The 17,000-nt window shown below is 42.0% G+C and carries 22 protein-coding genes; 12 read left to right on the forward strand and 10 right to left on the reverse strand.

Annotated elements, in window-relative coordinates; genetic code table 11:
- Window positions 1–66 precede the first annotated feature (66 nt).
- The 5 genes from H6G86_RS31975 to ndhC form a co-directional block, all read right to left on the reverse strand.
- Window positions 67–315, reverse strand: coding sequence for a caspase family protein (locus tag H6G86_RS31975; protein WP_242065079.1), 249 nt, complete (start codon window positions 313–315; stop codon window positions 67–69).
- A 1-nt stretch (window position 316) separates the two neighbouring features.
- Entirely contained in the window at window positions 317–712 is a 396-nt protein-coding gene (locus H6G86_RS31980) for a Pepco domain-containing protein (protein WP_190937701.1), read from the reverse strand.
- A 418-nt stretch (window positions 713–1,130) separates the two neighbouring features.
- Window positions 1,131–1,661, reverse strand: a complete 531-nt coding sequence (locus tag H6G86_RS31985; protein ID WP_179073231.1) for an NAD(P)H-quinone oxidoreductase subunit J — start codon at window positions 1,659–1,661, stop codon at window positions 1,131–1,133.
- Window positions 1,654–2,391, reverse strand: coding sequence for a photosynthetic/respiratory NAD(P)H-quinone oxidoreductase subunit K (gene ndhK / locus H6G86_RS31990; RefSeq protein WP_190937702.1), 738 nt, complete (start codon window positions 2,389–2,391; stop codon window positions 1,654–1,656). The genes H6G86_RS31985 and ndhK overlap by 8 nt, the downstream gene beginning before the upstream one ends.
- Entirely contained in the window at window positions 2,382–2,744 is a 363-nt protein-coding gene (gene ndhC / locus H6G86_RS31995; RefSeq protein ID WP_012411797.1) for a photosynthetic/respiratory NAD(P)H-quinone oxidoreductase subunit C, read from the reverse strand. Before ndhC ends, ndhK begins: the two co-directional genes overlap by 10 nt.
- A 305-nt stretch (window positions 2,745–3,049) precedes the next feature.
- Between ndhC and H6G86_RS32000 the strand changes: the two genes are divergently transcribed.
- The 6 genes from H6G86_RS32000 to H6G86_RS32025 all read left to right on the forward strand — a co-directional run bounded on the left by H6G86_RS32000 (window position 3,050) and on the right by H6G86_RS32025 (window position 5,553).
- Window positions 3,050–3,385, forward strand: coding sequence for a rubredoxin (locus tag H6G86_RS32000; RefSeq protein WP_190937703.1), 336 nt, complete (start codon window positions 3,050–3,052; stop codon window positions 3,383–3,385).
- A gap of 280 nt (window positions 3,386–3,665) precedes the next feature.
- Window positions 3,666–4,685 (forward strand): photosynthesis system II assembly factor Ycf48, encoded by a 1,020-nt coding sequence (locus tag H6G86_RS32005; protein ID WP_190937704.1) that lies wholly within the window; start codon window positions 3,666–3,668, stop codon window positions 4,683–4,685.
- Window positions 4,686–4,836: 151 nt separating this feature from the next.
- A complete protein-coding gene (gene psbE, locus H6G86_RS32010; RefSeq protein WP_012411800.1) occupies window positions 4,837–5,085 on the forward strand; it encodes a cytochrome b559 subunit alpha in 249 nt (82 codons plus the stop codon).
- A gap of 9 nt (window positions 5,086–5,094) precedes the next feature.
- Window positions 5,095–5,232, forward strand: coding sequence for a cytochrome b559 subunit beta (psbF, locus tag H6G86_RS32015; protein ID WP_012411801.1), 138 nt, complete (start codon window positions 5,095–5,097; stop codon window positions 5,230–5,232).
- Between the two features lie 8 nt (window positions 5,233–5,240).
- Window positions 5,241–5,363 carry a photosystem II reaction center protein PsbL gene (gene psbL, locus H6G86_RS32020; RefSeq protein WP_012411802.1) on the forward strand — a complete coding sequence of 41 codons (123 nt, stop codon included), beginning with the start codon at window positions 5,241–5,243 and terminating at the stop codon, window positions 5,361–5,363.
- Between the two features lie 70 nt (window positions 5,364–5,433).
- Window positions 5,434–5,553 carry a photosystem II reaction center protein J gene (locus H6G86_RS32025; RefSeq protein WP_012411803.1) on the forward strand — a complete coding sequence of 40 codons (120 nt, stop codon included), beginning with the start codon at window positions 5,434–5,436 and terminating at the stop codon, window positions 5,551–5,553.
- Between the two features lie 185 nt (window positions 5,554–5,738).
- Here H6G86_RS32025 and H6G86_RS32030 read toward each other — a convergent pair whose 3' ends face one another.
- Both H6G86_RS32030 and H6G86_RS39110 read right to left on the reverse strand, forming a co-directional pair.
- Window positions 5,739–5,849, reverse strand: coding sequence for a photosystem I reaction center subunit VIII (locus H6G86_RS32030; protein ID WP_084227157.1), 111 nt, complete (start codon window positions 5,847–5,849; stop codon window positions 5,739–5,741).
- Between the two features lie 208 nt (window positions 5,850–6,057).
- A complete protein-coding gene (locus H6G86_RS39110; protein ID WP_242065080.1) occupies window positions 6,058–9,156 on the reverse strand; it encodes a hypothetical protein in 3,099 nt (1,032 codons plus the stop codon).
- A gap of 561 nt (window positions 9,157–9,717) precedes the next feature.
- On the opposite strand from H6G86_RS39110, the gene H6G86_RS32040 reads away from it, so the two are divergent.
- Both H6G86_RS32040 and H6G86_RS32045 read left to right on the forward strand, forming a co-directional pair.
- Window positions 9,718–9,915, forward strand: a complete 198-nt coding sequence (locus H6G86_RS32040) for a hypothetical protein (RefSeq protein WP_041565682.1) — start codon at window positions 9,718–9,720, stop codon at window positions 9,913–9,915.
- 81 nt (window positions 9,916–9,996) lie between these two features.
- Window positions 9,997–10,473 carry a Tic20 family protein gene (locus H6G86_RS32045; protein WP_190937705.1) on the forward strand — a complete coding sequence of 159 codons (477 nt, stop codon included), beginning with the start codon at window positions 9,997–9,999 and terminating at the stop codon, window positions 10,471–10,473.
- A gap of 3 nt (window positions 10,474–10,476) precedes the next feature.
- Here H6G86_RS32045 and H6G86_RS32050 read toward each other — a convergent pair whose 3' ends face one another.
- Window positions 10,477–11,250: a fumarylacetoacetate hydrolase family protein gene (locus H6G86_RS32050; protein WP_190937706.1), complete on the reverse strand. Its 774-nt coding sequence runs from the start codon at window positions 11,248–11,250 to the stop codon at window positions 10,477–10,479.
- A 369-nt stretch (window positions 11,251–11,619) separates the two neighbouring features.
- On the opposite strand from H6G86_RS32050, the gene rpsF reads away from it, so the two are divergent.
- Together rpsF and H6G86_RS32060 are read left to right on the forward strand one after the other, a co-directional pair.
- Window positions 11,620–11,970 carry a 30S ribosomal protein S6 gene (gene rpsF, locus H6G86_RS32055; RefSeq protein ID WP_012411808.1) on the forward strand — a complete coding sequence of 117 codons (351 nt, stop codon included), beginning with the start codon at window positions 11,620–11,622 and terminating at the stop codon, window positions 11,968–11,970.
- A gap of 205 nt (window positions 11,971–12,175) precedes the next feature.
- Window positions 12,176–12,736, forward strand: a complete 561-nt coding sequence (locus H6G86_RS32060) for an Npun_F5560 family protein (RefSeq protein ID WP_190937707.1) — start codon at window positions 12,176–12,178, stop codon at window positions 12,734–12,736.
- A 470-nt stretch (window positions 12,737–13,206) separates the two neighbouring features.
- On the opposite strand, the gene H6G86_RS32065 is transcribed toward H6G86_RS32060, so the two are convergent.
- Window positions 13,207–13,539 (reverse strand): STAS domain-containing protein, encoded by a 333-nt coding sequence (locus H6G86_RS32065; protein WP_114080387.1) that lies wholly within the window; start codon window positions 13,537–13,539, stop codon window positions 13,207–13,209.
- A 493-nt stretch (window positions 13,540–14,032) separates the two neighbouring features.
- Between H6G86_RS32065 and H6G86_RS32070 the strand changes: the two genes are divergently transcribed.
- Window positions 14,033–14,665, forward strand: a complete 633-nt coding sequence (locus H6G86_RS32070) for a DedA family protein (protein ID WP_114080386.1) — start codon at window positions 14,033–14,035, stop codon at window positions 14,663–14,665.
- Window positions 14,666–14,795: 130 nt separating this feature from the next.
- On the opposite strand, the gene H6G86_RS32075 is transcribed toward H6G86_RS32070, so the two are convergent.
- A complete protein-coding gene (locus H6G86_RS32075; RefSeq protein ID WP_114080385.1) occupies window positions 14,796–15,998 on the reverse strand; it encodes an argininosuccinate synthase in 1,203 nt (400 codons plus the stop codon).
- 443 nt (window positions 15,999–16,441) lie between these two features.
- Between H6G86_RS32075 and H6G86_RS32080 the strand changes: the two genes are divergently transcribed.
- Window positions 16,442–16,999, forward strand: coding sequence for a PEP-CTERM sorting domain-containing protein (locus H6G86_RS32080; RefSeq protein WP_190937708.1), 558 nt, complete (start codon window positions 16,442–16,444; stop codon window positions 16,997–16,999).
- Window position 17,000 lies beyond the last annotated feature (1 nt).

Here is a 17,000-nt window from a genome sequence, read left to right on the forward strand (position 1 = left end):
CAGAGAAGGGAAAATATAGTACACAGCGTATAAGATTTAACTCCAATTCTTCTGCTTAATTTTTTGTTACATACTTATAAATTTTTCCCACGGCTTACTTAACTGCCGTAAGACTCGCAGCAAGTTAGTGCGAGTTGGGCGAGTCGATTTTCCGTCAACAGGAGGAGAGTCATCGGAGAATAAGAATATCCGCTCAAATCCTGCCTCATTGCTCAGAAACTCTTGCATTAACAGTGCATCCCGCTTGGCATAGTTTAGCGGTTGCAGATAATCATACTGGTTAATACCGATCGCGATCGCCCAATTTTTTGCCATCTCACCCTGGTTCTTGGCGCTTAAACTTCAGCTTAATTGCTCCTTTGCTCCCAGCTTTGACACCACTACCAATTAATTTAACTTCCCCATCTGCACTAATTTCTACCGATAGCTCAATTTCATCTAGCTGCATATTGGAGTTGACTTTTGCTTGCTGTTGGGCTTGACTAAACAAACTTCCCACTACTTTGAGAAAGTGGGTCATATTTTGCTCTAATGTTTGAGCGCTAACCTTAACGGCATCTCCTACCCCTTTGCTACCAGTGCTTTCCCTGATAGTTTCGTCTCCCCAACTGCGTGTATTAGTACTCCCGCCTTTAGCACCATCAGGAATCGATATTTGCGGCACTTCATCCGTTACAATCCAAATGCCGTCGTTTGGGGGTGTTTCTGACATATTACTTTAAATATTTACATTAAATCTTCCCATAAATTATAAATACAACGATGGAGATAGCGATTCCAATTACTAGGAAATTTTACTGAATATCTCTATCCCACCTCTCCTTACTTTGCGAATCTCCGCGTTTCCCTAGACAAGAGACGCGATGAATCGCCGTCTCTACAATAATCAGTCGTTTTGTAGAGACGGCGATTTATCGCGTCTTGGTGATGAATTATCGCATCTTTAGCAATCTAGAATTTTCATCAAAAAACCTTAACCGAACCGTATTGCCTCCAATTACAGCTAATTTTGTCAACCAACTTGACATGAAACACCAAAAACATAACCCCTCTCCGCCACCGGAAAGGGGTTAATCACTGCCGAAACTATATTGTACAGACGTGATTTATCGCGTCTCATTCAGCAATCTCTAATAAGCGTCTTGCAACTCGTAGAAGTCGGGCGAGATGTAATCTTTCCGCAAAGGCCAACCTACCCAATCTTCCGGCATCAAAATCCGCTTGAGATTTGGGTGTCCTTCGTAGATAATGCCGTACATATCGTAAGACTCGCGCTCTTGCCAATCTGCGGTCTTCCAAATCCAGTACACAGAAGGCACTACAGGATTTTCCCGTGGTAAGAACACCTTAACTCGAACTTCTTCGGGGCGATCGCTATTATCACCGACTTTAATCAAGTGATACATACTCACCAATTCTTGTCCTGGGCCAAGGTCTATACCACCTTGACACTGGAGATAATTAAACCCATAAGCATAAAGGGCTGTAGCGGTGGGAAGCAAGAAATCTGCCGGCACCTTAATTATCTCTACACCATTCTTATCTGGTGCTAAAAACTCATGGTCAAAGCCATTTTCCGTCAACCACTGGGAAACTTTACCCGCTTGTACCAATGACTCTTCTTTTTCTGCTGGTACTGGTTTAGATTCTTCTTCAGCCACGGGTTTGTTCCTCCTTTTGTGCCTTTGCTGTCAGTAATGCAGGTGGTATTGGCATACCAATCGCTTCCGCCAATTCCTTCGGTGGTGCAGAGCGAGTATCTGACTGCAAATACTTACCAGTTAAGATTTCCTCTACTGGCTTCATGTTATGAGTCGTGCTGTAGTAGCGGTGGGTTTGCTTAATTTTATCCCGCTCTTGAATCGACTCATTGGAGATTTTCTTCCGCAGCTTAATGATTGCGTCGATAATTGCTTCTGGACGGGGAGGACAACCAGGCAAATACACATCCACAGGAATCAGTTTATCGACTCCGCGCACTGCCGTAGGGGAATCAACGCTGAACATCCCGCCGGTAATTGTGCAAGCACCCATCGCAATTACATACTTTGGCTCTGGCATTTGTTCATAAAGACGTACCAGTTGAGGAGCCATCTTCATCGTGATAGTCCCTGCCGTAATAATTAAATCGGCTTGGCGGGGGCTAGAACGGGGAATCAGCCCAAAACGGTCAAAGTCAAATCGGGAACCAATTAAAGCTGCAAACTCAATAAAGCAGCAAGCAGTACCAAACAGCAACGGCCACAGACTAGAAAGCCGCGCCCAGTCGTAGAGGTCATCAACCGTCGTCAAAATGACGTTTTCTGAAAGGTCTTGAGTGATTGTAGTCCGCTCAATGGGGTTGATGATTCGCTGTTTGTCCTGAGTTGTTAAATTAGAATTCAAGACCATTCCAAAGCTCCTTTACGCCACGCGTAAACTAAAGCGACTACAAGAATTGCAATAAAGACTAGCGCTTCAATAAAAGCCAATAGCCCCAAACGGTGGAAAGCTACTGCCCAAGGATACAAGAATACAGTCTCCACATCAAAGACGACGAAGACCAGAGCAAACATGTAGTAACGGATGTTGAACTGAATCCAGGCTCCCCCGATGGGTTCCATACCAGATTCATAAGTAGTGCGACGTTCTGGGGCGTAACCACTAGGTCGTAGGAGCTTGGAAGCTGAGAGCGCTAAGGCAGGTACTAGGCTACAGATTATGAAGAAGCCTAGAAGGTACTCGTAACCGCTGAGGACAAACACAATGAGTATCTACCGCTTATGGAGTATTTTAAGTGAGGAGTGGGGAGTAGGGGAATGAGGGAACAGGGGAAGCATAGGAGAGAAGAATTAATAACTAATGCTCCATACCCAATGCCCAATGCCCAATGCCCAATCCCTTAACTGCGTAACTTTCTTTTACATTATATCTGTTTGGTTTTTCTGAAATCTGGGAAACAGATACACTTCAAGTATTTAATTAGCTTTTGATAGTGATAGAAAAGCCTAACAATTATGTCATAATTTTTAACGTATATTTAAGAATTCTCCTCTGCGAGGCCCTAGCCATGAGCGAACCAGCTGTTGAGACTCCGGTGTTAGACCGCTACGAGTGTCGCGCCTGCGGTTATGTTTACGAACCTGAAAAGGGAGACGACAAGCATGATATTCCTTCAGGGATACTCTTTGCAGAACTGCCCCCAAATTGGCGCTGTCCAGTTTGTAGTGCGAAGAAAACCGCTTTTGCCAACATTGGTCCTGCGGGTACTGCATCCGGTTTCAAAGAAAATCTCGGTTACGGTTTAGGTGTCAATAACCTAACGCCAACCCAAAAGAATATCTTAATTTTTGGCGCTTTGGCCCTTGGCTTCTTGTTTTTTATCAGTCTCTACGGCTTACAATGACGACCGTTATTTGGGAAATAGGGAGTTATTGTGTAATTAAAATCACATAATTTTGTCGTTTTACCAGTTCCGTAGAGCTGCGATGACCCTCAATACCATATTGGGCTAAGATTTTTTGGGATTTTTGGAAAGCTTTTTAATTCCAAATCTAAAATCGTTCGACTGAGCGACTTGCCCTGAGCGTAGCCGAAGGGAGCCGAAGTCCAAAATCCAAAATTGGTATAAGGTAAACCTTTTAGAGAACACCTACAGAAATTTAGAAACAACTTAAGAAATACTAATGCATTCAATTGTGAAAGGTTGGCAACGAATAGCTGCCTTGTTAATAGTAGTCATCATGTGCATCGGTTGTAGCAAAGTTCCTTCTGTTAGCTACAACCCTTGGAAAGTCATTTCTGTGCCAACAGACTCGAATCTACTGGATATTGCTTTTACTAATAACCCTGAGCATGGCTACTTAGTAGGTAGCAATGCCACCCTATTGGAAACCAATGACGGTGGTAATACCTGGAAACCAATAACACTGCAACTGGATGAACAAAAGTATCGTTTTGACTCAGTAAGTTTTGCAGGTAAAGAAGGCTGGATTGCTGGAGAGCCTGGACTGTTGTTGCATACTACGGATGAAGGTGCTTCTTGGTCACGTATTCCCCTGAGCGAAAAGCTACCAGGTAGCCCGATCGCAGTTAAGGCATTAGCAGACAATACAGCTGAAATGGCTACTGATGTGGGAGCCATATATAAAACTACAGACGGCGGCAAAAACTGGAAAGCCCAGGTGGAATCAGCAGTCGGTGTAGTGCGTAACTTGGAACGTTCTGCTGATGGTAAATATATTGCAGTTTCCGCTAAGGGTAGTTTCTACTCGACTTGGGAACCAGGGCAAGATGCTTGGGTACCTCATAACCGCAATAATTCTCGGCGGTTAGAAAACATGGGTTTTACTGAAAATGGGCAATTGTGGTTGCTAGCTAGAGGAGGTCAAGTTCAGTTTAGTGACCCAACTAAACCTGAAGAATGGCAAGAGGCAAAATATCCAGAGTTATCCACCAGTTGGGGTTTACTGGATTTGGCATATCGTACACCCGAAGAAATTTGGGTAGGTGGCGGTAGCGGTAATTTGCTACGCAGTGGCGACGGTGGCAAAACCTGGGAAAAAGACCGTGAGGTCGAAGAAGTTGCCGCTAATTTGTATAAGATTGTGTTCTTAGAGCCAGAACGGGGATTTATAATTGGTGATCGCGGCGTTTTGCTCAAATATCTCCCGAACCCTGAAACCACTTCTCCAGAAGCCGCTTAATGGGACTAGGGACTAGGTAAGAGTTTTCCTAATATCCAATACCCAATACCCAATACCCGATTTCTGAGAAGAACTTTGCAACTTGTAACTCTTTCTTAACTTTGTAGGATAATAAACTCAATAACACTCTATGTATAAGGTAGGGATCTAAATGTCAGGTACCACTGGAGAACGTCCGTTTTCGGACATCATTACTAGCGTTCGTTACTGGGTAATTCACAGCATCACCATCCCAGCATTGTTTATTGCTGGTTGGCTATTTGTCAGCACAGGGCTGGCCTATGATGCTTTTGGCACACCTCGCCCCAATGAGTATTTCACACCAGCACGGCAAGAAGTGCCTATTGTGAAGAACCGTTTTGAAGCTAAAAAACAAGTTGAACAATTTATTGGAAAGTAGTTTGAGATCATGACTAGCGGCAATAACATCAATCAACCAGTTACCTATCCAATTTTTACCGTTAGATGGCTGGCAGTACACACTTTAGGTGTACCAACTGTATTCTTTTTAGGCGCGATCGCCGCAATGCAATTTATTCACCGTTAGGAGCAATTATGGTAGAAAGATCGCCCAATCCCAATAATCAGCCGGTTGAACTAAACCGGACTTCGCTATACCTGGGACTACTACTAGTTTTCGTTCTGGGGATTCTGTTTTCCAGTTACTTCTTTAACTAACTGGAACTACTCTTTTTAATCTTTGTTTGTTGAGCGTGTGTTGATTTGTTGTTAAGGGAGGAGAGAAGCTGTGTCTGGAAGTGGGAGAATTCCCCTGTGGGTCGTCGCTACGATCGCAGGTTTAGGTATAATTACAGTCTTGGGCATTTTCTTTTATGGTGCCTACGCCGGACTCGGTTCTTCGATTTAACATTAGTTAGTTTGAACCGAACACTATAAGTTAGGATTTTCTAGCATTTGTTGAGAAATCAACCTTAAAAAAACCGCCTGTCTCTATGAGATAGGCGGTATTAATTTTGGTCAATAGTCATTTGTCCTTTATCCTTTGTCATTTGTTTTTCGCAAATGACTAATGACTAATGACTCATGACTAAATCAGCTGATATCGTCGCTTTCAATGTATAAAAACAGAAATGCGAAGGTTATAGCTGGCAAAACCCAACCAATGATGGGAACGAAGATAGAAGGCAAAAAGGAAGCTGCCATAGTAAAAGTTCCTGCTAAATAACACTACAATTCAAAATGAGCTTACTGCAAATTCTGCCAGATTTTTGAAATTCTAAAGATTTTTAACACAGCCCATCTGGGGAGAGAAGGGGAGCAGGGGAGGCAGAGGGAGAATTCGTAACTCTTCACTCAGCACTCGTCACTCAGCACTCGGAACTGCTTTGCCCAATTCCCCTTCATCCCTGAGTTACATACCCAGTAATTCATCTAGCTGCAAGTTTGGCAAGTCTGGAGGAATTACAGTCCTTACTGTTGTGACTTTATGGCTCTCTTGTTGGGTTGTCAAATCAAGTGCGATCGCTTCTATGCGAATTTCTAAACAGCCAAAAGGAATCTTTAATTGTGTCATTACTTCCAAGCCTCCCAATACACTAGGTAGTAAATTTGTCAATAAATGAGGCCCATCTAGTAACCAGCGAGTTTGATAATCTTCAACCCATAACTTCACAACCACTTGGGGAGGTACTTCAGGCAGTACTACGCGCACTATGATCAACTTGTCGGCGATTAGTTCGCCTTCTGGTACATACAGTTGCGGAATTGGCAAAGGCTCAATGGCTCCCGCACTTATGGATAGAGAAGGGGATAAACCTAACAATGGCTGCTTATCTTCTTCTAACAAGTAATTATTCGTTGTATCGGCTTCTAGTTCACTATCTGTATCATCTACAACGATTTCTTGCGCCAACCAAGCTGACGCTATATTTACTTTTATTGGAGGAGGGGGAGGCGGTAGTTGTCTTACCAGAGCCATTGAAAGTGTTGGTTCAGATACTTTTTCTACCACCGGATCTTCCACTGTCTCTAGATCAGCTTCATTTGCTGTGTCTGCATCTTCCACTAAGTTATCAAGATCAAAAACCGACTCTTGGCTTTCTTCCCACTTCTCTGTGGCATCATCCAGGCTTAATGGCAAGTCGACATCAACATCGGGAGTTCCAGCACTCAGAAAAAGCTGGGTCTGCTGGCCTGGAACATTGCGATCGTAGTTTTGAGATTCCAGTTCATTGATGGATTCAGGCAAAGAGTATCCTTGGCTCTGCATCCACTTCCTCAGTAAGGGAGATGAGTAGAGATTGCCTGTTGTAATGAATTGTGCATTTGGCTGGGTTTTTACCTCAGCAACGGATTCTTCCTGAAATTGTTCATTTGGCTGGGTTTCTACCTCAGCAACAGATTCTTCCTGAAATTGTTCATTTGGCTGGGTTTCTACCTCAGCAACAGATTCTTCCTGAAATTGTGCATTTGGCTGGGTTTCTATCTGAGCAACAGATTCTTCCTGAAATTGTGCATCATCTAGCACTAATTCCAGTATATTTTCATCCTCAGCGACAATTGCGTCTAATTGTGGGAATTCTTCAGCCGCTTCACCTTCCAATGTATCTGGAGGGACATTATTTTTTACTTCTTCTTCTGCATCACCTGGCAAAGCTTGTACACGTCTCAAGTATGGAAAAGTCGTATCGAGTATTGACATTCGACGTTGCTTGATAACTAACTGCTCCAAGTTGATAGCAGCTATAGTTGTATCCTTTTCTAGAAGTTCCTCTTGTGTAGGGGATTCTGCAATAGCATCTGTGTGGGGGTTGGCATCGATTTGAAGAGGTGGCAATTTTGGCAATTGAGGCGAATTGCCTGAATTTTTAGATTTCCGCAGAGTGGTTTCTCGCAGAACTTGCAGGTTAATTTGTGGCGGTAGGGCTGCATTTGGAGATGGATTGAGTATTTGGGACTGATCTGTTTTTGAAATCTTGACCAGATTGAATAGTTTTAAATCGATCCTCACGGCGGTCTCTGGCTCTGTGGAAGCATCAGGCGAGTCCGATGGGGCTATAGGGTCATTTAAGGATGTACTAGGTTTTGCTGCGGCTGTTATTGCCAGTAATTCTGTTACATCTGCTGTAATGGTGAAGGACTGGCTGGCTAACCTGATGATTTCATCAACATCGGTGAATCGACCATACAAACTGATATCTGCCAAAATTAACTTCGATTCAAAGTCAGCAGGAATATCAATTGAGGTATTGATGGTGAAGGGCAACTCCTGGTCTGGTAAGTGCCGTATCTGAGTCAAGATTTCCGACTCTAGGGGCGATCGCAGTTCAATCCCTAGTTCAAGCGCTTGCAGGCTTTTTGGAGATAATGTTTCACCCTGCTCTAAATTTGTCTTGTCTTTAAGTTCTATGTGCCCATTGATTGTAAGAGCTTGTCCCCAACGAGCAATATAACTATCTTGATCTAAAGTTAATAATAATGGTGGTTCTGCTGCTGGCGAATCTGTAACCTCTTCATCATTCAGAAGCAGTTCAGAATCGGGTAAAGCTAAATCTATTAAATTTTGTAAAATTTGCTCTGCCGTCTCACCTTTGAGCCATACAGGACTCACAGGATCATCGATAACTATATCTTTTCCCGTTTCATCTGGAACAACTGTGGTAGCCAGTTCTGCCGAAACTGCGATCGCTTCATCTAGAGTAATTGCAGGTTCTTCCGGGTCAGTATCCAAATTCTCTTCATCTGGAACAACTGTGGTGACAGGATTGCTATCTGTAGCAATTTCCGATTCTGCCGAAACTGCGATCACTTCATCTAGAGTAATTGCAGGTTCTTCCGGGTCAGTATCCAAGTTCTCTTCATCTGGAACAACTGTGGTAACAGAGTTGCTGTCTGTAGCAATTTCTAATTCTGCCGAAAATGCGATCGCTTCATCTAAAGTAATTGCAGGTTCTTCTGGGGCAGTATCCAAGTTCTCTTCATCTGGAACAACTGTGGTAACAGGGTTATTGTCTGTAGCAATTTCCAATTCTGCCGAAACTGCGATCGCTTCATCTAAAGTAATTGCACGTTCTTCTGGGGCAGTATCCAAGTTTTCAGAAACAGTATCAGCCTGATCGAGTGATTTTGATTCTAGATTTTTCCTTTGCTCTGCCTCTTCTTCCTCGGACAATACTTTAATTTGGACACTGTATTGCCAAGATTTACCGAGTAAATCCGACATCAAATCGCCGTTACAGCGCAACTCCCAAACTCCCGCATCAAAGTAAGTAAAGGGAATTACCGCCATTAAGCCTTCTGAATTAGTGCGACGCGATCGCTTGAAAATTCGCCGCGTTGGTTGAACTTCCTGAGTTGAAGAGTGAGTTACCCGCACTTCCACGTCTGTATTCGAAAGGCTAGAACGAGCCAAAACTCTATATTGCCCTTCCAAAATTTCTAAATTTGGCGATTCTAGGATATGCCACGAGCGAGCGCCTTGTTTCTGTATCAGAAATTGCCAGTGTTCCATTGTGAGTGATGCCCAGACCGACGAGCCTCTGAGTAATATTGTGTATTAACTTGCTTGCAAGTTTACCCCAGTATTTTGTAAATGTACCCCTTAAATAGCTATCTAGTTAACTCCGTTTTACCGGAAAATTCAATGGATCGCCGTGTTGCTTGTGTGTAAAGCTTTTGTTGTTTCCTGAATATTAACTTTGGCACTCTCCACGGCTAAATTAACAGGAATACAATGGACACCGTTGGCTGTCTATGATCAAAATTAATAGGAATATTTTTGTATCATTTTTTACTATAAATGTCAAATTTGCAATAGACACAACATACAATAAAAATTAAGATTCACTTGACAATTGTTCTTGAATTGTGGTCATCCACATTTTTGCTACAAAAAGGAAGGTAGGATGTGGCTCTTAAGTGTGATTTGCGATCGCCTCTGGCAGATGCAAAGCGTCATCGCAAATCCACAGTTAATCGCGTGGCACGCGCCCAACTTACCTGAAGCAGTTCAAAGAAGTATCCTCACCTGAGTGAAATGTAGGTGACAATAAGGATTTACAGGAGGGATTCGATGCTAGTCATTTTAATGGACGAGCAAATCCTTGCCCCTGAGCAAGTTTGCCAGTCTTGTTTACTCGCTGACAGGAGCGGTCAACCCCGTTGGCGTGGAGGTGAACTACGCTGTGGTCAAGCCATTCGCAAACTTACTCAACAGCAGCCAGACCAGTATGAGTGCATGATGGGCTTTCGCATTGCCCATATAGAATAGTTTAATTTACCAGCAAGACCAAGTAACTGCGTTATCCTAAGCTCAAGTAACTATATAAATTTAACCACAGGAGAACGCATAATGTCTTGGCGCGGGTCTACAACGGTTTCAGATAGAATTTTTGCTTGTTTGCCTTATTTGCTTCCTCTGATTGAGGTTTTTGTATTTGGTAGATATTTGCTATCAGATTTTCCACCGCTACAACTACTGTTTCTGCCGCTTCTGCCATTGTTGAGAATTTACTACGGCGTGCGTTATGCAGGAATGATTATTTTCTTTGCTTTATTTTTGCTGGTAGTCAGAAACGAAAAAATTAGTCACTTTATTCGTTTCAACACCATGCAAGCAATCCTTTTGGACATCATTATCTTTTTGTTTAACATCGTCACTGATGTTGTGGGACTAGTTCCCGTTGGTGGTTTCGCAATCCAAACTCTATCCACAACCATTTTTATTGGCATAGTGGGAGCAGTTGCATATTCAGTAATCCAGTCTGTAAGCGGACGTTATGCAGAAATCCCAGCGATTTCCGATGCAGTGTACATGCAAGTACGCTAGTCGTTAACGAGCCACTACGGTGTTTTCCAGGCGGCCAATACCTTCAATCTCGACGCGGATGCGATCGCCTGGGTGTAATTGATTTACACCCTCTGGTGTACCTGTAAGTATCAAATCACCGGGTAGTAGCGTCATCACCTGGCTAATGTAGGAAACTAAAACATCAGGGCAAAATACCATCTGATCGATACAGGCAGATTGAACTGGGTTAACATCGTCATTCACAAAAGTCTGCAATCTCGCTCCTGGATTTAACTCCCGCACAATCCAAGGGCCCAAAGGACAGAAAGTATCAAAACCTTTAGCTCGCGTCCATTGAGCATCCAGTTTTTGTAAATCCCGCGCTGTTACGTCATTGGCGATGGTGTAGCCCCAAATTTTTGTTTGGGCTACCTCTGGTGTACATTCAAAAGCGTAATCGCCAATCACTAATGCTAACTCCCCTTCGTAGTCAACTCTTTGTGACTGGGGAGGGTACTTAATTTCTCTCTCAGATGGAATGATAGTCGTGGGTGGCTTGAGAAAAATTAGTGGTTCAGAAGGTACTGGAGTTCCCATTTCGGCTGCATGTTCTGCATAATTCTTACCCACCGCCACAATTTTTGAGGGAGCGCAAGGAGCCAGAATTTGATAATTTTCTGGTGTCAAAATTAAATCAGTTGGTTGTCCTTGTAACCACGGCGGAGCATCTAGCACCTGCACATTAAGGGATAGTTGTAGTATCCCATAGTAAATCTGTCCTTCTTGATTTTGAATTCGCACGTAGCGCTGTGCCATAACCTTGATGAATATCCTTTTATCTGCGATTAGAAACTTTGAGCGGGTAGCAATTCTCGGTTAGCTTTTTAGCAAACCGATTTAGTATTGAGCCTGAAAGCCGCTATAGAAGATGTCCAGAATGATACGTTGGTCTCGTCACTCCCCTGCGGGTCAGTGAGAGGCTCTGGAGGTAGCCTTAAGACCTAGTTTTCATTAGGGACATCCAAAATATACAAACTTCGGCGATTTGGCTAATGATTCAAATTGAAAACTGGTAAGATTATAGTTCCTTGTTGCTTCCGATGTTGATTAATACTAGTATTTAAAATTTAAATCAAGTATAAATTAATATCAGCAACCTTTTTGTCCATAAGGAAACTGGAAAATATGACTACAAATTACGAAACAATGTACATCCTCCGTCCCGACCTAGGAGACGAACAGGCAGAGCAAGCAATTACTAAATATCAGAATTTGCTTCGTGACCAAGGCGCTGAGGATATCCAAATTCAAAATCGTGGTAAGCGTCGTCTAGCTTATGAAATCAAAAAACACCGCGATGGGATCTATATCCAGTTAAACTACACTGCGCCTGCAACTGCGATCGCTCCTTTTGAACGCGCTATGCGCTTGAGTGAAGAAGTGATTCGCTATTTGACAATTAAGCAGGATATTGCAGAGGAAAAACCCCCTAAAGAGGAAAAGGAAAAGCCCACTAAAGTAGCTGCAACCGTCTAAGGAGCAGGGAGCATAGGGCGGGGAGCAGAGAAGCTGTTTTAGTAAATCTTTCCCCAATTCCCAATTTCCATTCAATAAAATTTTGTCTTCTTCTTTTTTCGTAACTTAATTGGGAATGCTAAATTAACAAATACTTGCCAAAGGTAGTACTCCCGCAGTTATACCTAAGAGTGGACAAGATTCTGAATGGGAGATGTAAGCTACTGTGAACCAATCTGATACACCAAATATTCAAGTTCTCTCTACGGAAGTTTCGCAGCTACGCCAAGAGCTGCAACTCCGCGATCAATTAGTGCAACAACTGTCTCAAGAACTCTTCCGGCTAGTAAAGGGTAATACTAGTTTTATGCCCCAGCAGCCGGATCTTGAGCGCGATCTGAGCCAGTTACAGGCATTGCAAGAACAACTCCAAGCTGTTGAGCAGCAGGTGGCGTTCTACCAAGAGCAAATTACAACTCGTGACTCCGAAATTTATCAATTGCGACAGTCAGTCCAAGAACTTACAGATCGCACTCGGATGTTAGAGCAAGTAGTACAAGAGTTGCCTCAAATTTACCGTCGAAAGTTTGAGGAGCGGATGACACCAGTGAGAGAAAAGGTAGCAATGCTACAACGGGAAAATCGCAAACTGCAAGCAGAACTGCAAAGTGTGAGTTACCGTTTAGCACTCAAAACTCGCAATGCTAGTCACAGTGGAATTGATTTGCCAAATTTTCCCCGCCCAGCGTCGGAACAAACTAATCTTTCAACTCCCCAGAATGCCTAAAGTTACCATTATGGTGGAATCGAAGAGGTAAGAAACTGTCATAGCAAAGCATCTTGGAGACATCCAAGTAATACATTTAAGGTAAAAATCACTATAGAGTTAGAAATAACGCAAAAGCTAATATTCTAACCTTTCTTACCTCTTGCTTCCTTGCGTTAGTTGCGTCGGATTTAGAGCAATTAGCTTCGAGTAATTTAATGGTGCTAGGGAAGAATGCAAAGAATTGCATTTTCTTTGACTGATTTTGGTAATTTTCCGCTTTTATATGTCGTTAAGACCACCTAGATCAAAGCCATGAGTTTTCCTTAACATTTCATTATCTAGATAATATAAAAAATCAGCCTGCTAGCACCAGACTGTTATCTTTGACGATGTGAGAATATTTGGGGAAATGTGAAAAAATGCAAATGTTGATTGACTCTACCATCCATCTAAAGGTAGATTTATTATCTAAGCCTGCTAGCACCAGACTAAATATCTTCGCCAGTAAAAATGTCTTCGTAAGTGGGAAAAATTTCAAACACTGTATCTAGCTGGGTAAGTTCCAAAATTAGCCGTACAGGAGTTTGCACGTTGCATAGAACTAAACGGCAACCGCTCTGACGTGCAGCTTTCAACCCTTTGACTAAAGGGACTAACCCAGAACTGTCCATGAAATTAACCTTTGCTAAGTCAATAACCCAGAGTTGATGAGCTTGAGGCACTACTCCCGCCATCTGTTCACTCAAAGCCTTTCCGCCTTCTAAATCTATGCTTCCTTGGGGTTTAAACAAAATAACTTGAAGTTCTTGTGTGAGAATCATAAATTCAACAGGGTAATTGAACACTTGACTAAAAATCGAAAAATGACATAAATACCTCTTCTCTTTCAAAGGCAAAGTGACTGGTTTCCCTAGATATCTAGGGGATTGCAGCCTTGCAATTGAAAGTAATTATTTCAGTATTCATGTCGTATAATTTGTGATAACTTTCATAAATATAGGCATAAGGACTTCATAATTTCGGTATCAATCGTATCTTTTACGAAATTTTTATAATTTAACCAGAGATATATAAATTTTTTGTAATTTCTTTTTATTTATTTTTAAATAAAATTAACTTGTGATATGAAATGCTAAGCTAAGATTTATACAGTTAATACCCAAAAATTAATAGTTTCCATAGGAGTATGAACTATGGATTACTCAGAATTAAACTAATGATCGAATAAATCAATGTAGCGGTTTGATTGACACCCCGCCCAAAAACAAGCAAAGATATAGTAAAAGTAAAAATTTGTAAAGACGGCGGTGCGGAATGTCTTTAGAGCTGATTTCACTAGAAAATATCCAGGAATTGGCCCATAATTACGGGTATTGGGCAATTTTTTTGGGAATTTTGCTAGAAAATTTAGGCATTCCCCTTCCTGGTGAAACCGTGACCCTTGTGGGCGGGTTTTTAGCTGGCAGCGATGAACTAAATTACTGGCTGGTTCTCGGTGACGCAATTATGGGTGCGGTAATTGGCGGCACTTGTGGCTATTGGATTGGTAGAGTTAGCGGTTGGCCTTTTCTGGTAAAAGTTGGTAGCATATTTCGGATTTCTGAAGTACGGTTGCTGACTATTAAAGATCAATTTAGTCAAAATTCTGCTAAAGCTGTATTTTTTGGACGTTTTTTAGCGTTATTGCGAGTTTTTGCGGCACCACTAGCTGGTATAGCCGAAATGCCTTTTGGAAAATTCTTTTTATACAATTTTTTAGGAGCAGTTGCTTGGGCTAGTTTGATGGTGACATTAGCTTTTTTTGCTGGCAAAATTGTCTCTTTAGAACAATTGGTTGCTTGGGTAGGTCAATTTGCGATAGCAGCTTTACTAATCATCACTGCCTTAATTGTTGTACCCCTGTGGCTAGAGTCTCGCCAAGTTAAAGAAGCTAGTAGTGAAGAGTAAAAAGTGAGGAGTTAGGAGTAAAGTAAAAAGTTATTTTTTGAATTTTTACTTTTGTATTTTGCATTTTAACTCCTAACTCTGCCGATTTTAGATTTCTCCTTCAATCCAAAATCTAAAATTGAATTGACTCCTAACTTTTTATTTGCCGTGACCAAATGCGAGTTGGTAGTCCCCAAACATAGATAAAACCTTCAGCAGCTTTATGGTCAAACTGGTCATCGGCTCCGTAAGTTGCCAAATCAGGAGTATAGAGGGAATTATCGCTCGAACGCCCAACTATCGTGGAGTTACCCTTGAATAACTTCACTCGCACAGTTCCAGAGACTCGCTCTTGTGTCTTTTGAATAAAGGCATCTAGTGCAACTTTGAGTGGACTGTACCACAAACCGTTGTAAACTATTTGGCTATAAGTTTCTTCAATGCCACGCTTGTAATGGGTGACATCTGCCGTTAAGGTCAAGCTTTCTAAATCTCTATGTGCCTGGATTAGCACTAACATCGCGGGTGATTCGTAGATTTCCCGCGATTTGATGCCAACCAGACGGTTTTCAATCATATCTATTCGTCCAACGGCGTGATTTCCTACAAGCTGATTGAGTTCTTCAATTAGTTCAACTGGCTGTTTAGCAATGCCGTTGATGGTTGTGGGAATACCACCGTGGAAACCAATTTCGATGTACTCTGGCTCGTTGGGAGTGTCAGCGATCGCTTTGGTCATCTCATAAATTTCTTCTGGTGGCTCAAATGACGGATCTTCGAGTAAACCAGCTTCAATGCTACGACCGAGCAAATTTTTGTCAATGCTGTAGGGAGAAGATTTTTTGACTGGTGAGGGGATACCAAACTTCTCACCATAAGCGATGGTTTCCTCACGGCTCATACCCCATTCTCTGGCTGGTGCGAGGATTTTTAGGTTGGGGTTCAGTGCGGTTACAGAGACATCAAAACGAACCTGATCGTTACCTTTGCCGGTACAACCGTGAGCGATCGCATCAGCACCATATTTTTCAGCCGTTTCTACTAATATCTTAGCGATCAATGGGCGGGCAAGAGCAGTTCCTAGAGGATAACGATTTTCATAAAGTGCGTTAGCTTGAATCGCTCCAAAAGCGTAATCTTTAACGAAGCTGTCTTTGACATCCGCCACGAGTGATTCACTTGCACCCGATTTCAGAGCTTTTTCTCGAATTGGCTCTAATTCATCTCCCTGACCTAAATCTGCTGCTAGGGTAATCACCTCTTCTACACCCCACTCCTGTTTGAGGTAAGGGATGCAAACAGAAGTATCCACTCCACCAGAATATGCCAGGACAACCTTTTTGGCGCGACCCATTAATTTCTCCACTTAGGACAACAAACAATGAGTCATTATTATATCTGAACTAACCCAGGTATATTTTATTCATGCAACAACCTATAGAAGGATTTAGAAGTTAGGAGTCAGAATTACGGTTCACTCTCGTGGAAGTTTACTTATAAAGCGATTGCTTGTATATAAATATTTTTAAGCCAGTTTCGAACGTCTCAATATTTTTAATGAGATTAATAAAAAATATTTTTTGTTTTCAAGAAATGTTGATAATTAGCTTCAAATATCAACATAGCTTGCTGTAAATATGGAATAAGTTTACACAACTTTTATATATAGCTGACAAACGTGAAGATTTAACCACGATCATCTTTTGTTTATTATTTCTTAACCTACATACATAGGTTGACAGTTTATTTAAGTGAAATTACAGAATTATTCATTTTTTAGCTTCGGAGCATTGTCTGATGAAATTAGCTAAAGATATTAGTATTGCTGCTTTTGCTGTTGCTATCTCGGTTGCTACTATTGCTAAACCAACGCAAGCTGCCTTGGTTAATTATGGTTTCACCGTGAATGCAACATCTGGCGATAATCCCGGTCAATATTTCGGCTCTTTTCAATATAATGACTCGACCTTAACCGGTATAGGTGAGGAAACCCTAGGTGTTAGCAATGGATTATCTATTGCGTTTGACTACTTGGGTACTCAATATACAGAGACAAGTGATTTTGATTACCCATTATCACCTGTAGTCAGCTTTACAGATGGCAACCTGTTAGGACTGAGCTATTTAGTTGAAGATCAGTTTTTCATTGGGAATGATCCAGGTAAGCCAAATACAGGTGGAACAAAATTTTATAGCATTCTGAGTGCTGACTTATTGTCTACAACAGAGTTGGGTACAGTAAGCTACTCTAAGAGTACACCCGTACCAGAACCGATGACTATTGGTGGTATAGCGATCGCAGGTGCTATGGCGTTGGGGATGAAACGCCAGAAAAAACTATCTGGAGTGAATTAGT

Source organism: Nostoc sp. FACHB-133, from assembly GCF_014698055.1.
Classification (GTDB): domain Bacteria; phylum Cyanobacteriota; class Cyanobacteriia; order Cyanobacteriales; family Nostocaceae; genus Nostoc.